Here is a 17,056-nt window from a genome sequence, read left to right on the forward strand (position 1 = left end):
GGGTTCAGAGGTTTAAGATGCGTATTGCGATGATCGGCACAGGATATGTCGGCCTGGTTTCGGGAGTTTGTTTCTCGGATTTTGGTCACGATGTGATTTGCGTGGACAAAGATCCGTCAAAGATCGAGCGCCTGGAAGCTGGTGAAATTCCGATCTACGAGCCGGGGCTGGATGTTCTTTTGGAAAAGAATGTTGCCGCCGGTCGGTTGAATTTCACAATGGATCTAACTGCTGCCTTGGATGGCGCCGACGCGGTTTTCATTGCCGTGGGAACTCCGGCCCGGCGTGGCGATGGCCATGCCGATCTGAGCTATGTCTTTGCAGCTGCGGAAGAAATCGCCAAAACGGCGAAAGACTATATGGTTGTCGTCACAAAATCGACCGTACCGGTCGGAACGAACCGTAAAGTCGCCGAAGTTCTGGCCCGGACGAACCCTGATATGACGTTTGACGTGGCCTCAAACCCTGAGTTTTTGCGCGAAGGTGCAGCAATCGACGATTTCATGCGTCCTGACCGGGTTGTTGTCGGGGTGGAAAATGACAGGGCGGCGACAATGATGGCCGAGATTTATCGCCCACTGTTTCTGCGTGATTTCCCTATTGTCACGACTGACCTTGAGAGCGCGGAGATGATCAAATACGCCGCGAACGCGTTTCTGGCGACCAAGATCACCTTTATCAACGAGGTTGCGGCCTTGTGCGAAAAAACTGGCGCAGACGTGCGTGAGGTCTCAAAAGGCATGGGCCTGGACGGGCGGATCGGTAACAAATTCCTGCATGCCGGCCCCGGTTATGGCGGTTGTCCGTCGTCAGGGTTTTGGGAACCAAGAGTTGCTTAAACAAGTAAAGAGTTTGGCTCGTCTGGTTGATGTTATTATGCGGCGCGCTGTCTGTGATGCAAGCGCCGCGCTTCGAGCGTCTTTCGTTTGATCCTTTCCCGTTGTCTTAGAATGGCTTTGTCACGCCCGAAGTAGACGTCGGCGGGTGTGACGTTGTTCAGGCTCTCGTGGTAGCGCTTGTGATTGTAGTGATCGACGAAGGCTTCGATCTGGGTTTCGAGGTCTCCCGGAAGGAAGTAGTTCTCCAATAGGATGCGGTTCTTCAGGGTTTGATGCCACCTCTCGATCTTGCCCTGTGTCTGGGGATGATATGGTGCGCCCCGAGAATGCTTCATGCCTTTGTCCTGCAGCCATTCAGCCAGATCGCCAGAGACGTAACTGGACCCGTTGTCGCTGAGGAGGCGGGGTTTGTGGATGACGTGAACCTGATCGCACCCTGATGCTTGTAGCGCCAAATCCAGGGTGTCCGTCACGTCCTCTGCCCGCATGTTCGTGCAGAGTTTCCACGAGATGATGTAGCGGCTGTAGTCGTCCAGGATTGTGCTGAGATAGAACCAGCCCCAGCCAAGCACTTTGAGATAGGTGAAGTCGGTTTGCCAAAGCTGGTTGATCGCAGTGGTCTTGTCTTTGAACTCGTTTGCCGCCTTGAGCACGATAAAGGCCGGGCTGGTGATCAGATCGTGGGCCTTCAGGGCCCGATAGACTGAAGATTCCGAGACGAAGTAGCGCTCCCGATCCGTGAACGTCACTGCCAGTTCGCGCGGCGACAGCTCCGTCTCCTGCAGCGCCAGCTTGACGACCTTGCGCCGGACTTCGTCGGGGATGCGGTTCCAGACATGTCTGGGCTTAGGCGCTTGATCCACAAGGCCAGCGTCGCCGCGCTGCCGATACCGATCATACCAACGGTAAAATGTGGTGCGGGGGATGCCCAGCTTTGCCAATGTTCGACGAGCAGACAAATGCGACCCCTCAACAAGCCGGATGATCTCCAACTTCTCAGATGCAGCATACCTCATTCTTGGTCGCCCCCACCGCCGGTCATGCTTTTTTTGAGAAGACGCAGTTCCAGTGTTTGCTCGGCAACGACCTCCTTCAGGTCTCGGGCTTCGCGGCGCAGGTCCTTGACTTCGTCGGTCGTAGCCGCACGCGCCGTATCTCCAGCAAGCCGCCGTTTGCCAGCTTCCATGAAGTCCTTGGACCATTTGTAGTAGATACCTTGAGATATTCCCTCACGACGGCACAACTCAGCAATGCTGTCTTCGCCACGCAAGCCATCCAGCACGATCCGGATCTTCTCTTCTGACGAATACTGTTTGCGCGTCGCGCGCTTGATCTCTTTGACGATCTGCTCGCCGGGGCTCCTGCGAGTTCCAGTTGTCTGTCTCATGTCCCACTCCTCAGTGGTTACGATGAGCCAACAAAACTCTCTTATCAAATTAACCTAATTGGACCCATAGGCGCTGACTTCAGACAGTTCCGTTGTTTCCGTCCGATGTTCAATGCGATGGAATCGCCGTTATCGTAAAGCCCGACTTAACGGCCACAAAATGTCTGATATAGGGCATTTCTGTAATCTTGCGCCAAGGTGCAAGGGGCATCCCGAATCACAACTCAATTTGTCTCCATCTGAGTTAATTGATCGTCAATCATTTGTGGACAGTTTGTGCAGAATTGGAGCAATCGTTCACGAACTGGAAATTCATAGGTTTGGTCTCTTCCGCATGGTTACCATACGAAATACAGCAACATCGTGGCGAATTAGTGCAGAAATTCAGACATGCGCAGCTTCAATGTCAGAAATGTTACCGAAGTACTTCACGTAATGTCGCTGATAATGCACGAAAAACTTTCATTGATGTGTGGCAAATGTTAATAATCCTCCAAGCCCGATCATTTGGCTGCTGCAGCTCAAATATGGTTTTTTCGGGGTTGGTGTGTTCTAGGGGGCCGAACGTGCTTCGGTAAAAAGTATGACTGTTCATGTAACGAATGTTGTCGATCCGACTGCTGCTAACGTCGATTCGATCCCGGTAAGATCGCACGTAAAGCGCTTCGGTTTGTATCGAATGGGCTTTAAACGCGTTCTCGATATTAGCCTTATTTTAATTACGGCGCCATTTGTGGTGCCGTTTATGCTGTTGGTGTCGTTGCTTATCGCCACAGATGGCCATTCGCCGCTATTTCGTCAGGAGCGAGTTGGCAAAGATAGTCGCCGTTTCACAATGTGGAAGTTTCGTACCATGGTTCCAGATGCAGAGATGCTTTTGGAAGACCACCTGGAACAAAATCCAACAGATCGCGCCGAGTGGGACTCGAAGCAAAAGCTTGCATCCGATCCGCGATGCACGCGCATGGGGCGGATCATTCGCCGCATCTCGCTCGATGAACTTCCGCAATTGCTGAATGTGTTGACGGGCGACATGTCTTTGGTTGGCCCTCGTCCGATGATGCCCTCGCAACAGTCGCTGTACCCCGGCAGGTCCTATTACAACCTGCGTCCGGGGCTTACGGGCAGCTGGCAAGTTTCGAAACGAAACGAGTCGGAGTTTTCGGAGCGGGCTGAATACGATGACCGTTACGACATGACTCTGTCAATTTGGACGGACATCAAGATCCTGTTCCAAACGGTCGCGGTCGTCGTGCGCGGAACTGGCTACTAGAAAGATCACACAGGTCTGATGTTGTTATGGCTGGCCGCAAGGCCGCTCGTTTGCTAGTGTTTCTCCGAAAGATTTCCAGGAGTTTGAGTATGGTGTTTAGTCCTGTTTTCAAGGCAACGATTTTTTCAACTGCCCTATTTGCGCTGGCTGCATGTGACAGTGCCGAAGAGCGGGCGGAAACGCATTATGCCAGTGCAATCGAGCTGATTAGCCAGGGCGATACAGATCGTGCTCTAGTCGAACTTCGCAATGTTCTGTCGTTGAACGAATTTCATCGCGAGGCGCGGACCACTTACGCACGTGTCGCACGAGAACGCGGAAACCTGGCGGAAGCCTATGCTCAGTATTTGCGGATCGCAGAAGAAGACCCGGCAGATATGGAGTCGCGTCTGGCATTGAGCGAAATGGCGATTGCGGCGCAGAACTGGTCCGAAGCCGTGCGGCATTCGGATGCGCTTAAGCAGGCGAACGTCGAGCTTGAAGGCACAGAGATTGTCGATTTCGTCATGCGTTTCCGCGAGGCGATTGTAGAAGACCGAGAAGGTCAGCTGCCCGCACTGACGGCCGAGGCCGAAAAGTTGGCATTGGAAAATCCATCCAGCGTTACGCTTTTGAGGGTGCTTATCGAATCTTACACCCGGCAAAACGAGAACTCACTTGCTTTGGAAACAATCGAAAAGGCGATTACTCTCGAGCCTGAAAACCGGTCCTATTATACCATGAAGGGGTCGCTTCTTGCCCGCATACAGGACGTTGCAGGGCTGGAAGATCACTTAAGAGCCATGAATGCCCGCTTCCCTGGCGACAGCGAAATCAAGGCCATGTTGGTGAGAATTCTGGCCGGTACAGGTCAAATCGAAAGAGCCGAAGAGTTTTTGCGGGCAGAGGCGGAGAGTTCGCCAGATGATCTTGGACCTCGCGTAAGCCTTATCGGGTTTATTCGCGAGTTGCGCGGCGACGAAGCGGCTTTGGCCGAGATTGACATAGCAATTGAGAAGCATGAGAGCCCAAGCACATTGCGTGCCTTGAGGGCTGGCATTCTGTTCGACACTGGCAATCGCAAGCAGGCCATAGCTGAAATGCAGGCGATTGTGGATACGGACGCTGAGTCGGATCAAACCAGCCGTTTCAAAATCGTCTTGGCTAAAATGTTGAATCGTGACGACAACGAGATTGGGGCTCGCCAACTGGTCGGGGAAGTCTTGACCAGTGACCCCACACAAATTGATGCGCTTAAAATGTCTGCTAAATGGAAAACCGACGCAGACGATACAGATGGCGCAATCGCCGATCTGCGTTCGGTGCTGGATCAGGCACCGCAGGATGTCGAGGCTATGACCATGCTTGCGCGAGCGCATGAGCGCGCTGGTGAAGGCGAACTTGCGCAAGACCTTTTGGCGCTTGCAGTTGAGGCATCTAATTATTCACCAGAAGAAAGTCTGAGATTTGCGCGTTTATTAGTTTCTGAAGATAGCTTTCGCCCGGCGGAAGATGTGTTGGTGAACGCATTACGCGAGTCGCCAAATGATCTTCGGGTGTTGATTGCACTGGGCAAAATTTATTTACAAACCGAAGATTGGCCACGCGCAGCGCAAGTTGAAGCGACGATGCGCCGAAATTCTGATCTGGAGGCTGAACAGGCTGCGACGAACTTGCGCCTTCAGATTCTAGCCCGCCGCGAAGGAAGCAAGCAGGCAGTTGAACTGCTTGAGCAAATCGCGCGGGAAAATCAGGAAGACGCCGGACCTCAGGTTTTGCTTATTCGTGCGAAAGTCGCGGAAGGCGACGCCGAAGCTGCCCTGGAAATTGCAAACACACTGGTTACGAACAACCCTGATGCAGATTGGCCCTTGTCAGTTCTTGGCACAACACAGTTTGCACTTCGGGACTATGACAGCGCTGTTGCCACTATGCAGGAGTATTTGGCGCGGGAACCTCAGGCTGATCGTGCCTGGCTTCAATTGACGCAGGCGTTGAATGCGAATGAGCAACCAGAGGAAGCGCGGGCTGCGATTGATCGGGGCTTGGAAGCAAACCCTGATTCGGTGAGGCTGCTGTGGGCAAAGGCCAGTTATCTGGAGCGATCGAACGATATCGACAGTGCCATTGACATTTATGAGCAACTTTACGCCCGTAACTCTGGAAACCTGGTCGTCGCAAACAATTTGGCCAGCCTTCTCGCAACCTATCGCGATGACGAGGAGAGTATTGAGCGGGCCTTTGCCATAGGACGTCGTCTGCGCGGCACCGAAGTTCCTCCATTTCAGGATACTTATGGATGGCTTCAGTATCGTCGTGGTGAATACCAGGATGCTTTGACTTATCTGGAGCCAGCGGCGCAAGCGCTGTCAGGCGATGCCATTGTTCAGTACCATTTGGCGGCGGTTTATGTGGCGCTGGGTCGGAATGAGGATGCGAAAGCCCAATTCCAAAGGGTGATTGAAATGTCGGAAGACACTGATACGCGACCACAAATAGAAACAGCACGATCCGAATTGGAGAGATTGTCTTCGTCTGAGCAATAGGGCATGAATTTTCTGTCTCTCGGCGACCACATTGGGTTACAGAAAATGATCATGGCAGATTGCTACTTTCCTTGCGGAAATTGTGCGATCATAGTTAATGAATATAAGTTTTGGGGGTAATACAATGAAAACTCTGGTTTTTGCTGTCGTCGCGATGCTGACTGCGACACTTGCTTTTGCACAAAGCCAATATCAAATCCGGTCCGGCGACACGTTACAGGTCGAAGTTCTGGAAGATCCGTCATTGAACCGTTCAGTTCTGGTTTTGCCAGACGGTTCAATCAACTTCCCATTCGCCGGAAGCCTTCAGGCCGGTGGCCAGACAGCAACGGGAGTTCAATCTTCGATTGCGTCTGCAATTTCGTCGAACTTTGCTTCGCAACCAACCGTCTTTGTGACAGTTCAGTCGCTGCGCCGTCAGGCCACAGGTGGCGCGACCGGCGGTGGACGCTCCATCGATGTCTATATCTTGGGTGAAATTAGATCGCCTGGAGAGAAATCGCTGGGCCGCGGCACCACGGTGCTGCAAGCCTTGGCGACTACAGGTGGATTTACCAAATTTGCGGCAACCAACAAGCGTATTTTGTTGCGCCGCACCAACTCGCGCACCGGGGAACAATCCGTATCGCGCATCAACTATAAAGCAATCGCGGCAGGGTCTGTTGGACAAGATGTGGTCTTAGCTGACGGAGATGTTATAATCGTACCCGAACGCCGCCTCTTCGAGTAGTAAATATGAAAAAATCGCGACCGGGACGTCTAGCAGTAACGACCCTTTCGCTTGCCACGTTAAGCGTTTCGCCCGTCTTTTCTCAGGATCAGACGGGCATTCGCGCGACGTTGTCATTCGATCAAAGTCTGGAAATCAGCGACAACCCTGGACTGACATCGCCAGCAAGCGACACCGAATATACCAGCCGTACATCACTTGGATTTGGGCTGAGCAGTGAAACACGCAGCGAACAGTTCAGGTTCAATGTTGGCGCAGACTTAAGGGGGGCGTTCGGATCGTCGACCACGTCTGACGATGATTTCGATATTCGAAACCACGATATTGGCGTCAATTATGCGCGACAGGGTGCAAATTCCGAATTGACCCTGAGTGGCCGGTATCGTAATTTCGACTTTGACGATGAAGTTTTCGGCTTTTTTATAGACGGTCAATTTGATCCGGACGCGCTTGTCATAGATGGCGGCCGCCGCAAGATCACAAATTACAGCTTTGGGTATGAGTTCGGAATGGAGGGGCCGTTTGGTGCCGAGTTCACCGCGCGCAGTACCAAAGATGAATTTGAAAATACGACAGATCCGGATCTGGTGAGCAGTGACAGAACATCCTTTGATGCGGCTGCCAATTTCCGCATTGATCCGGCTATGACCGTTCGTGCAACCGCCGGCACGAACCGCCGTGACGAAGAGGACGCGACAGAAACTTCTCGCCGAAACCAGTATTTTGGTCTGGGCGTGAGAGGCGAAATGGCCAATGGGTTGGCGTATTCCGGCCAGATTACAATCGACGACAGTGAGACATATGAACTGGGCGCGCTTACCTCTAGCGAGGACGGTGTTGGCGTGGAACTTGATGTGACGCAAGGACGCCCGGATGGCTCTATCGGTGTTGGGATGTCTAGTCGGGTTGATGAAAGCGGACGGCGTACCACCGCAGATGTTACCCGAAAATATGACCTGACTGACGGTCAACTTTCGTTGTCGTTAGGTGTCGTCGAACAAGAGAGCGAAGACCTCGATTTCACTGCCGAGATTGGCTATGTGCGCCAGTTGAGTGATAGCCGGCTGAGTGCGAACTTTACGCAGAAAGCCAGTACGAGAGACGGCGCGGGTCTGTTGAACACTTCCCTGCAACTGAACTATCGCAAGGAAATCAATGCGATTTCTTCGTGGGATGCCGGATTATCCTATGGAAGTTCAGCTGTATTCGGTGATTCCAGTGGCGATGCACTTACCAGTGCTTCGCTTGGGTATACGCGTCAGTTAAATGATGACTGGGACTTCCGCACAGGATTAGAAACCATTCGGGTTGATCAATCCGGCTCGCCTGACAGGTCCGAAAATTCGGTATTCTTCAGCGTTGGCCGGGACTTCTCATTTGGGTTCTAAAACAGTGATCTTTGCGAAGAGGTCGCGGACGGCGGATAACTGTGAATAGTCTCAGGTCCTATTTTTCGGCAATACATAATAGCCCGGTCATCCTTTGGTTGATCGGGCTTTATGCAACTATTGAATTGCTGCTTGTACTTGGTGGATTTGGCGTTTTCGGTGTGGCGCGATTTCGATCGCTGGCCTACGAATTTGGCGGTTTCTGGCCCGGAATCCTGGGTGAGTGGAAGGCTAACTACCCCTTTCAGTCATGGATGATGTTCCTGACCTATGGCTTTCTTCATAGTGGAATTGCGCATTTGGTCGTGAACATGATCACTTTGGGGTCACTTGGCCCTTATGTCATCGAACGCGTGGGATCGTGGAAGTTCTTGATTGTTTACATCGTTTCGATCTTCGGAGGTGCGATTGGCTTTGCGTTGTTGAGTGACACTTTCCGACCCATGGTTGGCGCGTCCGGCGCGCTTTTTGGTTTGGCTGGGGCAATCCTGGCGTGGGAATATATCGACCGGTTTACCTTGCGTGAAAAGCTGACGCCCGTTCTGCGGACTGTCGTGATGTTGGTCGCGTTGAACATTGTTCTGTATTTCGCAATGAACCGCTTGTTGGCCTGGGAGGCGCATCTGGGCGGCTTTTTGGCCGGGTGGATTGCAGCAGTCCTGGTCGACCCCCGTGGCATGGAGACGGCATAACAGAAGGCCTCAAGACGAGTTTGATATTCTTTGGCTGAGGTGCTTGATGGCGTGACGGACGTTTTCGCGTATCGGCCCCGGTCTTGCGGGATCGCGCAGGGTGGTAAACCAATGATCTGGCGGATTGCGCCCCGCTCGACGCCCCGGCCAATTGAGATTGCGTAGCACCTCTTCAGCCTCTGGCGGAAGGCGTTCTGGAATTTCATAGTTGTTGAGAGTGGCCCAGACACCGGTCCAAAGGCGGCCGACGCTCCACGGGTTATAGCCACCGCCACCAAGTACGAGCATGCGTGGCGCTGCATCCCGCAAGGCTTTTACTACTGACCAATGCGCATTATTTGACAGTTCCAGTCGCGACAGTGGGTCTTCCGTGACGGCATCGGCCCCGCATTGCAGGATGATCGCTTCGGGGCGGAAGTGCTGTAGGCAGGGTAAAATCAAAAGGTCGCGGATCAACGCGAATTCACTGTCATTGAACCTGCGAGACACTGGAATATTGAAAAGCTGCCCTGCCCCCTGATCATTGAGTGCCCCGGTAAATGGCCACCGATTTTCCTCGTGGATGGAAAATTGGAGAACATCCGGGTCATCGCGAAAAGCAAACTCTACGCCATCACAGTGGTGGGCGTCGATATCGATGTAAGCAATCCGTTGAATACCGTTTGCGCGCATTGAGAGGATTGCAAGCACAGGGTCGTTAAAATAGCAGAATCCATTGGCATGGTCCGGCATTCCGTGATGCGTGCCACCGGCGGGCGAAAAGATAACTCCGCTGGCTTTGAGCATCTCACCCGCCAATATCGAAGCGCCGGCGGCCGTTGCCGGACGCCGATACATTTCAGGAAACACTGGGTTGGCGTGACTGCCAATATTGTGTCGTTCACGGATTTCAGAACTGACTTTGCCTTCTTCTTCGGCGCGGATGACGGCGGCAATGTAATCGGGATCATGCTAGGCAGCCAATGCCTTTGGACGTGCGCGCGGGCTGCGGATCCATTCATCCGGGGCCAGCCACCCCATTGCTATCGAGAGATCCATAACGGTCGACACCCTGGGGATTGCCCGTGGGTGCGTGCTGCTATAGCTCGATGCGCGATAGATCTCGGAAGAGATCATCTGGGGTCTAGGGGCTTGGAACTTCAACAATTTATCAACATATTGTGGTGTATTCGATTAAGATCACTTTGACACAAATACTTAAAGTGTTAGCGTGACTGCAAAAGAAGACAATTAATTGAGGACGGCAGGCCTCGTGGCTCCGATGAGTTTGGCGAAGATCAAACAACAAGCGCTTAGACTTTCCGAACATGAAAAGCGGGACGTCAGAACGCAATTTGGTGCGCTGTGTTGGCGAAAGCATCGCAGTGAAGTACAGGTATTGCTTGTAACGTCGCGGCGATCGAAGCGTTGGATTGTGCCGAAAGGCTGGCCGGTGGACGGTGCTACCCCTGCTGAAGCGGCGATGACCGAGGCTTGGGAAGAGGCCGGGGTTAAGGGCAAAGTTAAGCCAATTTGCCTTGGGATATTTAGCTATACCAAAGACTTGAATGACGATGCTAATCTACCGTGCATTGTGGCGTTGTTCCCTGTTAAAGTGAAATCACTTGCCAGCAAATGGCCCGAGATGGATCAGCGCAAGCGCAAATGGTTTTCGCTGAAAGTAGCTTCGGGATTAGTGCAGGAACCTGAACTGTCAGCCATTCTGAAGTATTTCAATCCGAAGCTTTTCTAGGTCGTGAGCCTGTGACCTTTGCTTGGTCTTGACGCTTCTGACCAGAGACGGCCTTATCGCTGCCTATGGAAAGCGTTGCCCCTTCTCTATCGCGCACGCGGCTTTGGCTGTTTTTGCCGATCTCGATTTTGGTCGGGGTTTTGGTCTATCTGACGCTTTCCAGCGTGTTTTTCCGCCAGGCGCAGGAGACAACCCCGGATCGGGCCGCGTTTTTGGCGCGCACAATAGATGATGCTTTGACGCGGCTGGACCACCTGCCATTCATTCTGGCAGGCGATACGCGGGCGATCGCAGCCATCGAAAGCGGTGACGGGGCGGTTATTAACGGGCATCTTGAAGAGGTGGCGGCGCGGTCGAATGCGGAAGTTGTCTATCTGATGGACGAAACCGGTTTAACGGTGGCGGCATCGAACCATGCGACGCCGGATACCTTTGTTGGGCAATCCTATACATTTCGACCCTATTTTCGCGACGCGATGGCGGGGCAGACAGGACGCTTCTTTGCGGTTGGCGTGACCACGGGGCGACCGGGGTATTTCGTGTCGCATCCGGTGAGGACTGCGGGCGATCAGATTGTCGGTGTGGCTGTAGTGAAAATCGGGGTCGCCGCGCTGACAGAGGGTTGGGCCGACAGCGGCGGCCAGGTTTTGGTGTCCAACGCCGAAGGAATTGTGCTGGCGGCGACGACGCGGGATCATTTGTTTCGCACAATAGCGCCGCTGACGGTCGAACAGCGGTCAGTTTTGTCGGAGGATCGGCAGTTCGATGGTGCCCCGCTGTTGCCGTTGGATTGGCGAAATGGCGGAGACGGTAGGATAACGCTTGATGGTGTCAGCTATTTGCGGACGACCGCGATCATTCCCAGCGAAAGCTGGACAGTGCATTTGCTGTCGTCGGTGGCGGAACTGCGGATAAGGGCCGCGTTGTACTTGGCGTTGGTTGTCGGTTTGGTGTTGGTTGTCGCGGTTGTGGCGACCGTATTTCGCTCGATCCGGCTGGACAGGGCTTTGGCCGCGTCGAATGCTGATCGGGCGCGATTGAGCGAGGAAGTCGATGAACGCTTGCGGGTGGAAGAGACGTTGCAGAAGGCGCAGGCCGAGTTGCAGCGGTCGTCGCGATTGGCAGCGTTGGGGCAATTGTCGGCGTCGATCACGCACGAGCTTGGGCAACCGATCTCGGCGATGAAAAACTATCTTGCGGCTGAGGAAATTGCCAAGGGGGCGGAACCGGGTGGATTGAACAGTGATTTGGGTAGTCTGGTGGCGCGGATGCAGAACATCACCAATCAATTGCGGTTCTTTGCAACGCCGACGCGCCAGCCCTTGCAACCGGTGGATCTGGCGCAGGTGGTTGCGGGTGCAAACCGGCTGCTGGCGCATGATTTCGAAAGTGCGGAGTGCGAGGTGCGAGTGGATGTTTCGGAGTGTCTTGGCATCGTCTCGGGCGTTCAGCATCGTCTTGAACAGGTGGTGGTGAACCTGTTGCGCAATGCGCTTCATGCCACATCGGGGCAAGCGGATGCTGCTATTGAGATTACGTTGAATGTGACCGGTGGGGACGTGTTTTTGACGGTGCAGGACAATGGGTCGGGCCTTGGCGGGCAAGACATTGGTGACATGACCGAACCCTTCGTGACGACGAAGTCATCAGGGGAAGGCATGGGGCTGGGTCTGGCGATATCGGCGCAGATTGTGAAGGATCATGGCGGACATTTGCGGGCGAAGGACCGGACCGAAGGTGGCGCGGTGTTCACTCTGGTGTTGCCAGCGTTTCGGGCGGTGAGCGCATGACGAGCAACCCGTTCCTTGTTTTTGTGATCGACGATGACCGGGAGATGCGGCAATCGTTGGTGCATTTGTTGCAGCAGTCCGGGTTCCGGGTGCGGCCCTATTCGGATGCGACCCTGGCGTTGCGCGAATTGGATCATGGCCCAGACGTGGTGTTGTCGGATGTGCGGATGCCGCGAATGACGGGTTTGGAGTTGTTGGGTGAGTTGGGCGAGTTGGATCACGCGCCGCCTTTGGTGTTGATTTCCGCCCATGGCGACATTCCGACGGCTGTGAAGGCAATGCAGGACGGAGCGTATTCGTTTCTTGAAAAGCCGTATGATCCCAGACGCTTAATCTCAATCCTGACCCATGCGGCGGAAAACCAGCGGTTATTGGCGGCGACGCAAAGGATGGCGCGCGACTTGACGGCGCTTTCTGGGTTGGACCGGGTGTTAGTTGGCGATGCGCCTGCGATTACAGGCTTGCGCCAAGAGATACTGGATATTGCGGCGGCGGACGGCAGTGTTTTGATCAGTGGTGAGACGGGCACCGGGAAAGAGGTCGTGGCGCGGGCGTTGCATAATCTGGGTCCTGCGCGGGATCATCCGTTTGTTGCGGTGAATTGCGCGACGATTGCGCCGGAGCGGTTTGATGCGATGATCTTTGGCGCGGTCGATGGCGGACGTGGGTTGATCCGGTCCGCGCAGAGCGGGACGCTGTTTCTGGACGAGGTTTCGGCCTGCCCGGATGATGTTCAGGCGAAGCTGCTGCGGGTGATCGAGACCGGGGAGGTTCTGCCCATCGGGGCGGATCAAGTTGAGACGGTGGATGTGCGGGTCATTGCGGCCAGCAATGAAAACCTGGAAGACCTGGTCGCGGCGGGGCGGTTTCGAAGCGACCTGTTTTACCGTCTGAGCGCGTTTATTCTTGCCCTGCCCCGTCTGGCGGATCGGGGCGAGGATGTGTTGCTGCTGTATGAGCATTTTCTGCGCCAGATGGCCGAGACCTATGAGATATCGCCGCCTGCCATGACGGCGGACGATACCGCTGCGCTGATGGCCCATGGTTGGCCCGGAAACGTGCGCGAGTTGCGCCATATTGCTGAACGCCGGGCTTTGGCACATCGGCGCGGGGTTGGGTCGGTGGCCGAGGCTTTGCGACCCTCCGAGAGTGCTGACGCTGTGCCCGCGACCTTGCGCGAGGCGGTGGCGACGTTCGAGAGATCACTCATCGGTAATGCCATCCGGGCCAATCAGGGGCGGATGGATGCGGTGGCCGAGGCTTTGGGGATCGGGCGGCGGACGCTGAACGAGAAGATCGCGAAACTGGGTCTGGATAAGTCAGAATTCCTCGACTGAGACAGCTTTGCGGATATCCGCAGACCTTTGCAGGGACATTGGCGGATTTGCTCATGGCCCGTCCTGCGCTATCTTTGAATTATTCACACATTCGGCCGTAAAGGCCAGATTCTGGGAGGATCACATGATCAACGTAAAGACGGTTGCATTCGCAGCCGCTGCATCTGTTTCGCTTGGTACCGCTTCATACGGCGAAGAGGCCAAGTATATTCTGGCAACCGCTTCAACCGGTGGCACGTATTATCCGGTTGGCGTCGCGCTTTCGACGCTGGTGAAAGTGAAGCTGGAGCCAAAGCAAAAAATTGGCATGTCAGCCATCAGCTCGGCCGGTTCGGGCGAGAACGTGCGCTTGTTGCGCGAAAACGAAGCTCAGTTCGCGATTATGCAAGGCCTATTCGGCAGCTATGCCGCGACCGGCACTGGCCCGATCAGCGAAAGTGGGCCGCAAGAGAACCTGCGTTCGGTGACCATGCTGTGGCAGAACGTCGAGCAGTTTGTCATCTCGAAGGATGCAGCTTCAAGCGGCACGGCCATGGATATGGTTGCGCTGAAGGGTGAGGGCATGGCGCTGGGTCGTCAGAACTCGGGCACCATTGGATCTAACCGCACGCTTCTGAGCGGTCTCGGCATCGACATGGACAACGACTATGAGCTGGTGTTCGCAGGCTATGGTCCATCAGCCGAGGCGCTGCAGAACGGGCAGGTCAAGGGCATCGGCACGCCTGCTGGTGTGCCAACTGGTGCTGTGTCGCAATTGATGGCCGCCGCTGGCGACAGCGTTATGCCGTTGGACATTACCGACGACGAAATGATGAAGATGGATGGCGGGCGCAACCTTTGGACGCGCTTTGTTATTCCGGCAGGCACCTATCCAAATCAGGCCAATGACTGGAACACGATTGCCCAGCCAAACTTCCTGGCAACCAGTGCCGATCTGCCGGAAGAGAATGTTTATATGATCACCAAGACGATCTATGAAAACCTTCCTTTCCTTCAGGCGATCCACCCGGCCACCAAGGCCATGGCGTTGGAAAAGGCCATTGCTGGTCTGCCTGTGCCGCTGCACGCGGGGGCTGCCAAGTTCTACATGGAACAAGGTATCGAAATCCCTGACCGCCTGATGGCGAAGTAAGCGAAAACGCTAAAAAAGACTGATCCGGCCGGGAAACCCTGGCCGGATCGCATTGGGGGGAGCCAATCACATGTCTGACGAAGAAGTCGTCTCGGCACCATCGTTGCGCGAGTTCGAAGGATTGCCCCAATTCGCCCTGCATGGGCTTTGTTTTCTGATTGCGGTCGGACACATCTATCTGGCCTTTGATCCGCTGATCTCGGAATTTCATCGCAACGCCTATCACTTTGCGGGTTTTGCGTTTCTAGCGGCGGTTTATAACCCGATTATCAAAGGCAAAACGCGTAGCCGGGGGATGCTGATTGGCGATTTGATTTTCGGTTCGGCTGTTGCGGCGGCGGCGATTTATATCCCATCGGCCGAGAATGGTATCTACGACCGGGGCGTTAAGCTGGTCACGCTGGATTGGATCGCGATCGGGCTTTGTATTCTTGGCGGGATCGAGTTGACGCGGCGGTTGACGGGGGTGGTTATTCCCATCCTGATCATTACTGCGCTGACCTATGTCGGGTTCTGGGGCAATCATATTACTGGCGTGTTTTCCTTCGCCGGTCTGAGCTGGGAGACCATTGCGTTTCGGTCCATGTTTGGCGACGACACGATGTTCGGCACGATTGCCCGGATATCTTCAACCTTCGTGTTTCTTTTCATCATCTTCGGGGCGTTTTTGTTGCGGTCTGGGGCGGGTGAGTTTGTGATCAACTTGGCGCGGGCTGCGGCGGGTCGTTTGACTGGCGGACCCGGCATTGTGGCCGTTATTGCCAGTGGATTAACCGGGACGATTTCGGGGTCTGCTGTTGCCAACACAGCTTCGACAGGTGTGATCACCATCCCGATGATGAAGCGTGCCGGGTTTCAGGCGAAGTTCGCCGGTGGGGTTGAGGCTGCGGCCTCAACCGGTGGGCAATTGATGCCGCCGATTATGGGGGCTGGGGCCTTTGTGATGGCGAGTTTTACGCAGATTTCATACGAAAAGATCGTGGCCGTGGCCGCCCTGCCCGCCTTGCTGTATTTCCTGTCGGTTGCGTTTTTCGTGCGCATTGAGGCGAAGCGTCTGAACCTGAAGCCGATAGATAATGACGGCGAGACTTTGGGGTCGGCGTTCCGCAAGGGCGGCGCGAGTTTCGTCATTCCTATTGGCAGTTTGATCACGTTGCTGGTGATGGGGTTCACGCCCGCCTATGCGGCGGTGTTCGGAATTATTGCGGTTGTCGCTTCAAGCTGGCTGACCGAGAACCGCATGGGTCCGAAGGCGGTGTTTGAAGCCCTGGTGATGGGCACCAAGGGCATGATCATGACGGCTGTGTTGCTGTGCTCGGTTGGCTTGGTGGTGAATGTGATTTCGACAGCCGGGATCGGGAATACCTTCAGTTTGATGATCGCCGACTGGGCCGGTGGCAATCTGTTGATCGCCTTGCTGCTGGTCGCCATCGCAAGTCTGGTGTTGGGCATGGGGTTGCCGGTGACGGCAGCCTATATCGTGCTGGCAACGCTTTCCGCCCCTGCCATCGCAGGCATGATTGCGGACCGGGTGGTGATTGATTTGCTGGCGGCAGGCGCATTGAATGATGGTGCGAAGGCAGTGCTGATGCTGGGTGCGCCAGAGCATATGGCGCTGTTGGCGGGGCCAATGTCTTATGAACAAGCAGCAGAGATCATTAAGGCTTTGCCATTGGAAGTAGCGGCCCCGTTGCGGGACCTGACAGTGCCGACCGAAGCCTCGATTGCAGCCATTCTGTCGGCCCATATGATCATCTTCTGGCTAAGTCAGGACAGTAACGTGACGCCTCCTGTGGCGTTGGCGTCCTTTACCGCGGCGGCGATCGCAAAGGCCCCCACCATGGCCACGGGTGTGGCAAGCTGGAAGTTGGCAAAGGGGCTTTATATCGTGCCGGTGATCATGGCCTATACGCCGTTTCTGTCCGGGGACTGGGGCGTGATGTTGACGATTTTCGCGTTTGCCGTTGTCGGCATCTATGGATTGGCTGCGGCCATCCAAGGATGCATGGAGGCACCCATAGGGATTATCTTGCGCATAGTGGTTGCTGTGGCCGGGATCGCCTGTCTGTGGCCGGGCAGCCATCTGATCAATGCAATTGGTGCGGCGGCGGTACTGGGTTTGCTGGCGCTGAATATTCGTGGCGCGGGAAACCGGGATGATGTTGCGGCGGTAGAAGCCGGGTAAACCTGCGACACCTTTGGAATTGAAATATTAGGGAAAGTTGCATAGG

The 17,056-nt window shown here is 54.8% G+C and carries 11 protein-coding genes and 2 pseudogenes; 11 read left to right on the forward strand and 2 right to left on the reverse strand.

Going from position 1 to position 17,056, the window contains the following annotated elements; translation table 11 throughout:
• The first annotated feature begins 17 nt into the window (after positions 1-17).
• Positions 18-800, forward strand: a pseudogene (locus GKR98_09965) (nucleotide sugar dehydrogenase).
• 74 nt (positions 801-874) lie between these two features.
• Here the strand turns inward: GKR98_09965 and GKR98_09970 are convergent.
• Positions 875-2,226, reverse strand: a protein-coding gene (locus tag GKR98_09970; protein QMU58488.1) for an IS3 family transposase whose coding sequence is annotated in 2 segments (ribosomal slippage) — positions 875-1,888 and positions 1,891-2,226 — 1,350 coding nt in all. Because the reading frame shifts where the segments join, the coding sequence is not laid out codon by codon here.
• 583 nt (positions 2,227-2,809) lie between these two features.
• On the opposite strand from GKR98_09970, the gene GKR98_09975 reads away from it, so the two are divergent.
• The 5 genes from GKR98_09975 (at position 2,810) to GKR98_09995 (ending at position 8,834) form a co-directional block, all read left to right on the forward strand.
• Entirely contained in the window at positions 2,810-3,499 is a 690-nt protein-coding gene (locus GKR98_09975) for a sugar transferase (protein QMU58489.1), read from the forward strand.
• 26 nt (positions 3,500-3,525) lie between these two features.
• Entirely contained in the window at positions 3,526-6,024 is a 2,499-nt protein-coding gene (locus GKR98_09980) for a tetratricopeptide repeat protein (GenBank protein ID QMU58490.1), read from the forward strand.
• A gap of 124 nt (positions 6,025-6,148) precedes the next feature.
• Positions 6,149-6,754 (forward strand): polysaccharide export protein, encoded by a 606-nt coding sequence (locus GKR98_09985; GenBank protein ID QMU58491.1) that lies wholly within the window; start codon positions 6,149-6,151, stop codon positions 6,752-6,754.
• 5 nt (positions 6,755-6,759) lie between these two features.
• Complete coding sequence (locus tag GKR98_09990) at positions 6,760-8,142, forward strand: hypothetical protein (protein ID QMU58492.1); 1,383 nt, start codon at positions 6,760-6,762, stop codon at positions 8,140-8,142.
• A gap of 41 nt (positions 8,143-8,183) precedes the next feature.
• On the forward strand, positions 8,184-8,834 hold the full coding sequence (locus GKR98_09995) for a rhomboid family intramembrane serine protease (GenBank protein QMU58493.1): 651 nt from the start codon (positions 8,184-8,186) through the stop codon (positions 8,832-8,834).
• Between the two features lie 9 nt (positions 8,835-8,843).
• Here GKR98_09995 and GKR98_10000 read toward each other — a convergent pair.
• Positions 8,844-9,950, reverse strand: a pseudogene (locus tag GKR98_10000) (acetoin utilization protein AcuC).
• Between the two features lie 145 nt (positions 9,951-10,095).
• Here GKR98_10000 and GKR98_10005 point away from each other — a divergent pair.
• The 5 genes from GKR98_10005 (at position 10,096) to GKR98_10025 (ending at position 17,010) form a co-directional block, all read left to right on the forward strand.
• Positions 10,096-10,566 (forward strand): NUDIX domain-containing protein, encoded by a 471-nt coding sequence (locus tag GKR98_10005; protein ID QMU58494.1) that lies wholly within the window; start codon positions 10,096-10,098, stop codon positions 10,564-10,566.
• A 65-nt stretch (positions 10,567-10,631) separates the two neighbouring features.
• Entirely contained in the window at positions 10,632-12,356 is a 1,725-nt protein-coding gene (locus tag GKR98_10010; protein QMU58495.1) for a GHKL domain-containing protein, read from the forward strand.
• Positions 12,353-13,693 carry a response regulator gene (locus GKR98_10015; protein ID QMU58496.1) on the forward strand — a complete coding sequence of 447 codons (1,341 nt, stop codon included), beginning with the start codon at positions 12,353-12,355 and terminating at the stop codon, positions 13,691-13,693. Before GKR98_10010 ends, GKR98_10015 begins: the two co-directional genes overlap by 4 nt.
• A gap of 124 nt (positions 13,694-13,817) precedes the next feature.
• A complete protein-coding gene (locus GKR98_10020) occupies positions 13,818-14,825 on the forward strand; it encodes a TAXI family TRAP transporter solute-binding subunit (protein QMU58497.1) in 1,008 nt (335 codons plus the stop codon).
• A gap of 70 nt (positions 14,826-14,895) precedes the next feature.
• The gene (locus GKR98_10025; GenBank protein QMU58498.1) at positions 14,896-17,010 is read left to right on the forward strand and encodes a TRAP transporter fused permease subunit; all 2,115 of its coding nucleotides are present in this window, start codon (positions 14,896-14,898) and stop codon (positions 17,008-17,010) included.
• The last annotated feature ends 46 nt before the right edge of the window (positions 17,011-17,056 follow it).

Source organism: Boseongicola sp. (assembly GCA_014075275.1).
Taxonomy (GTDB): domain Bacteria; phylum Pseudomonadota; class Alphaproteobacteria; order Rhodobacterales; family Rhodobacteraceae.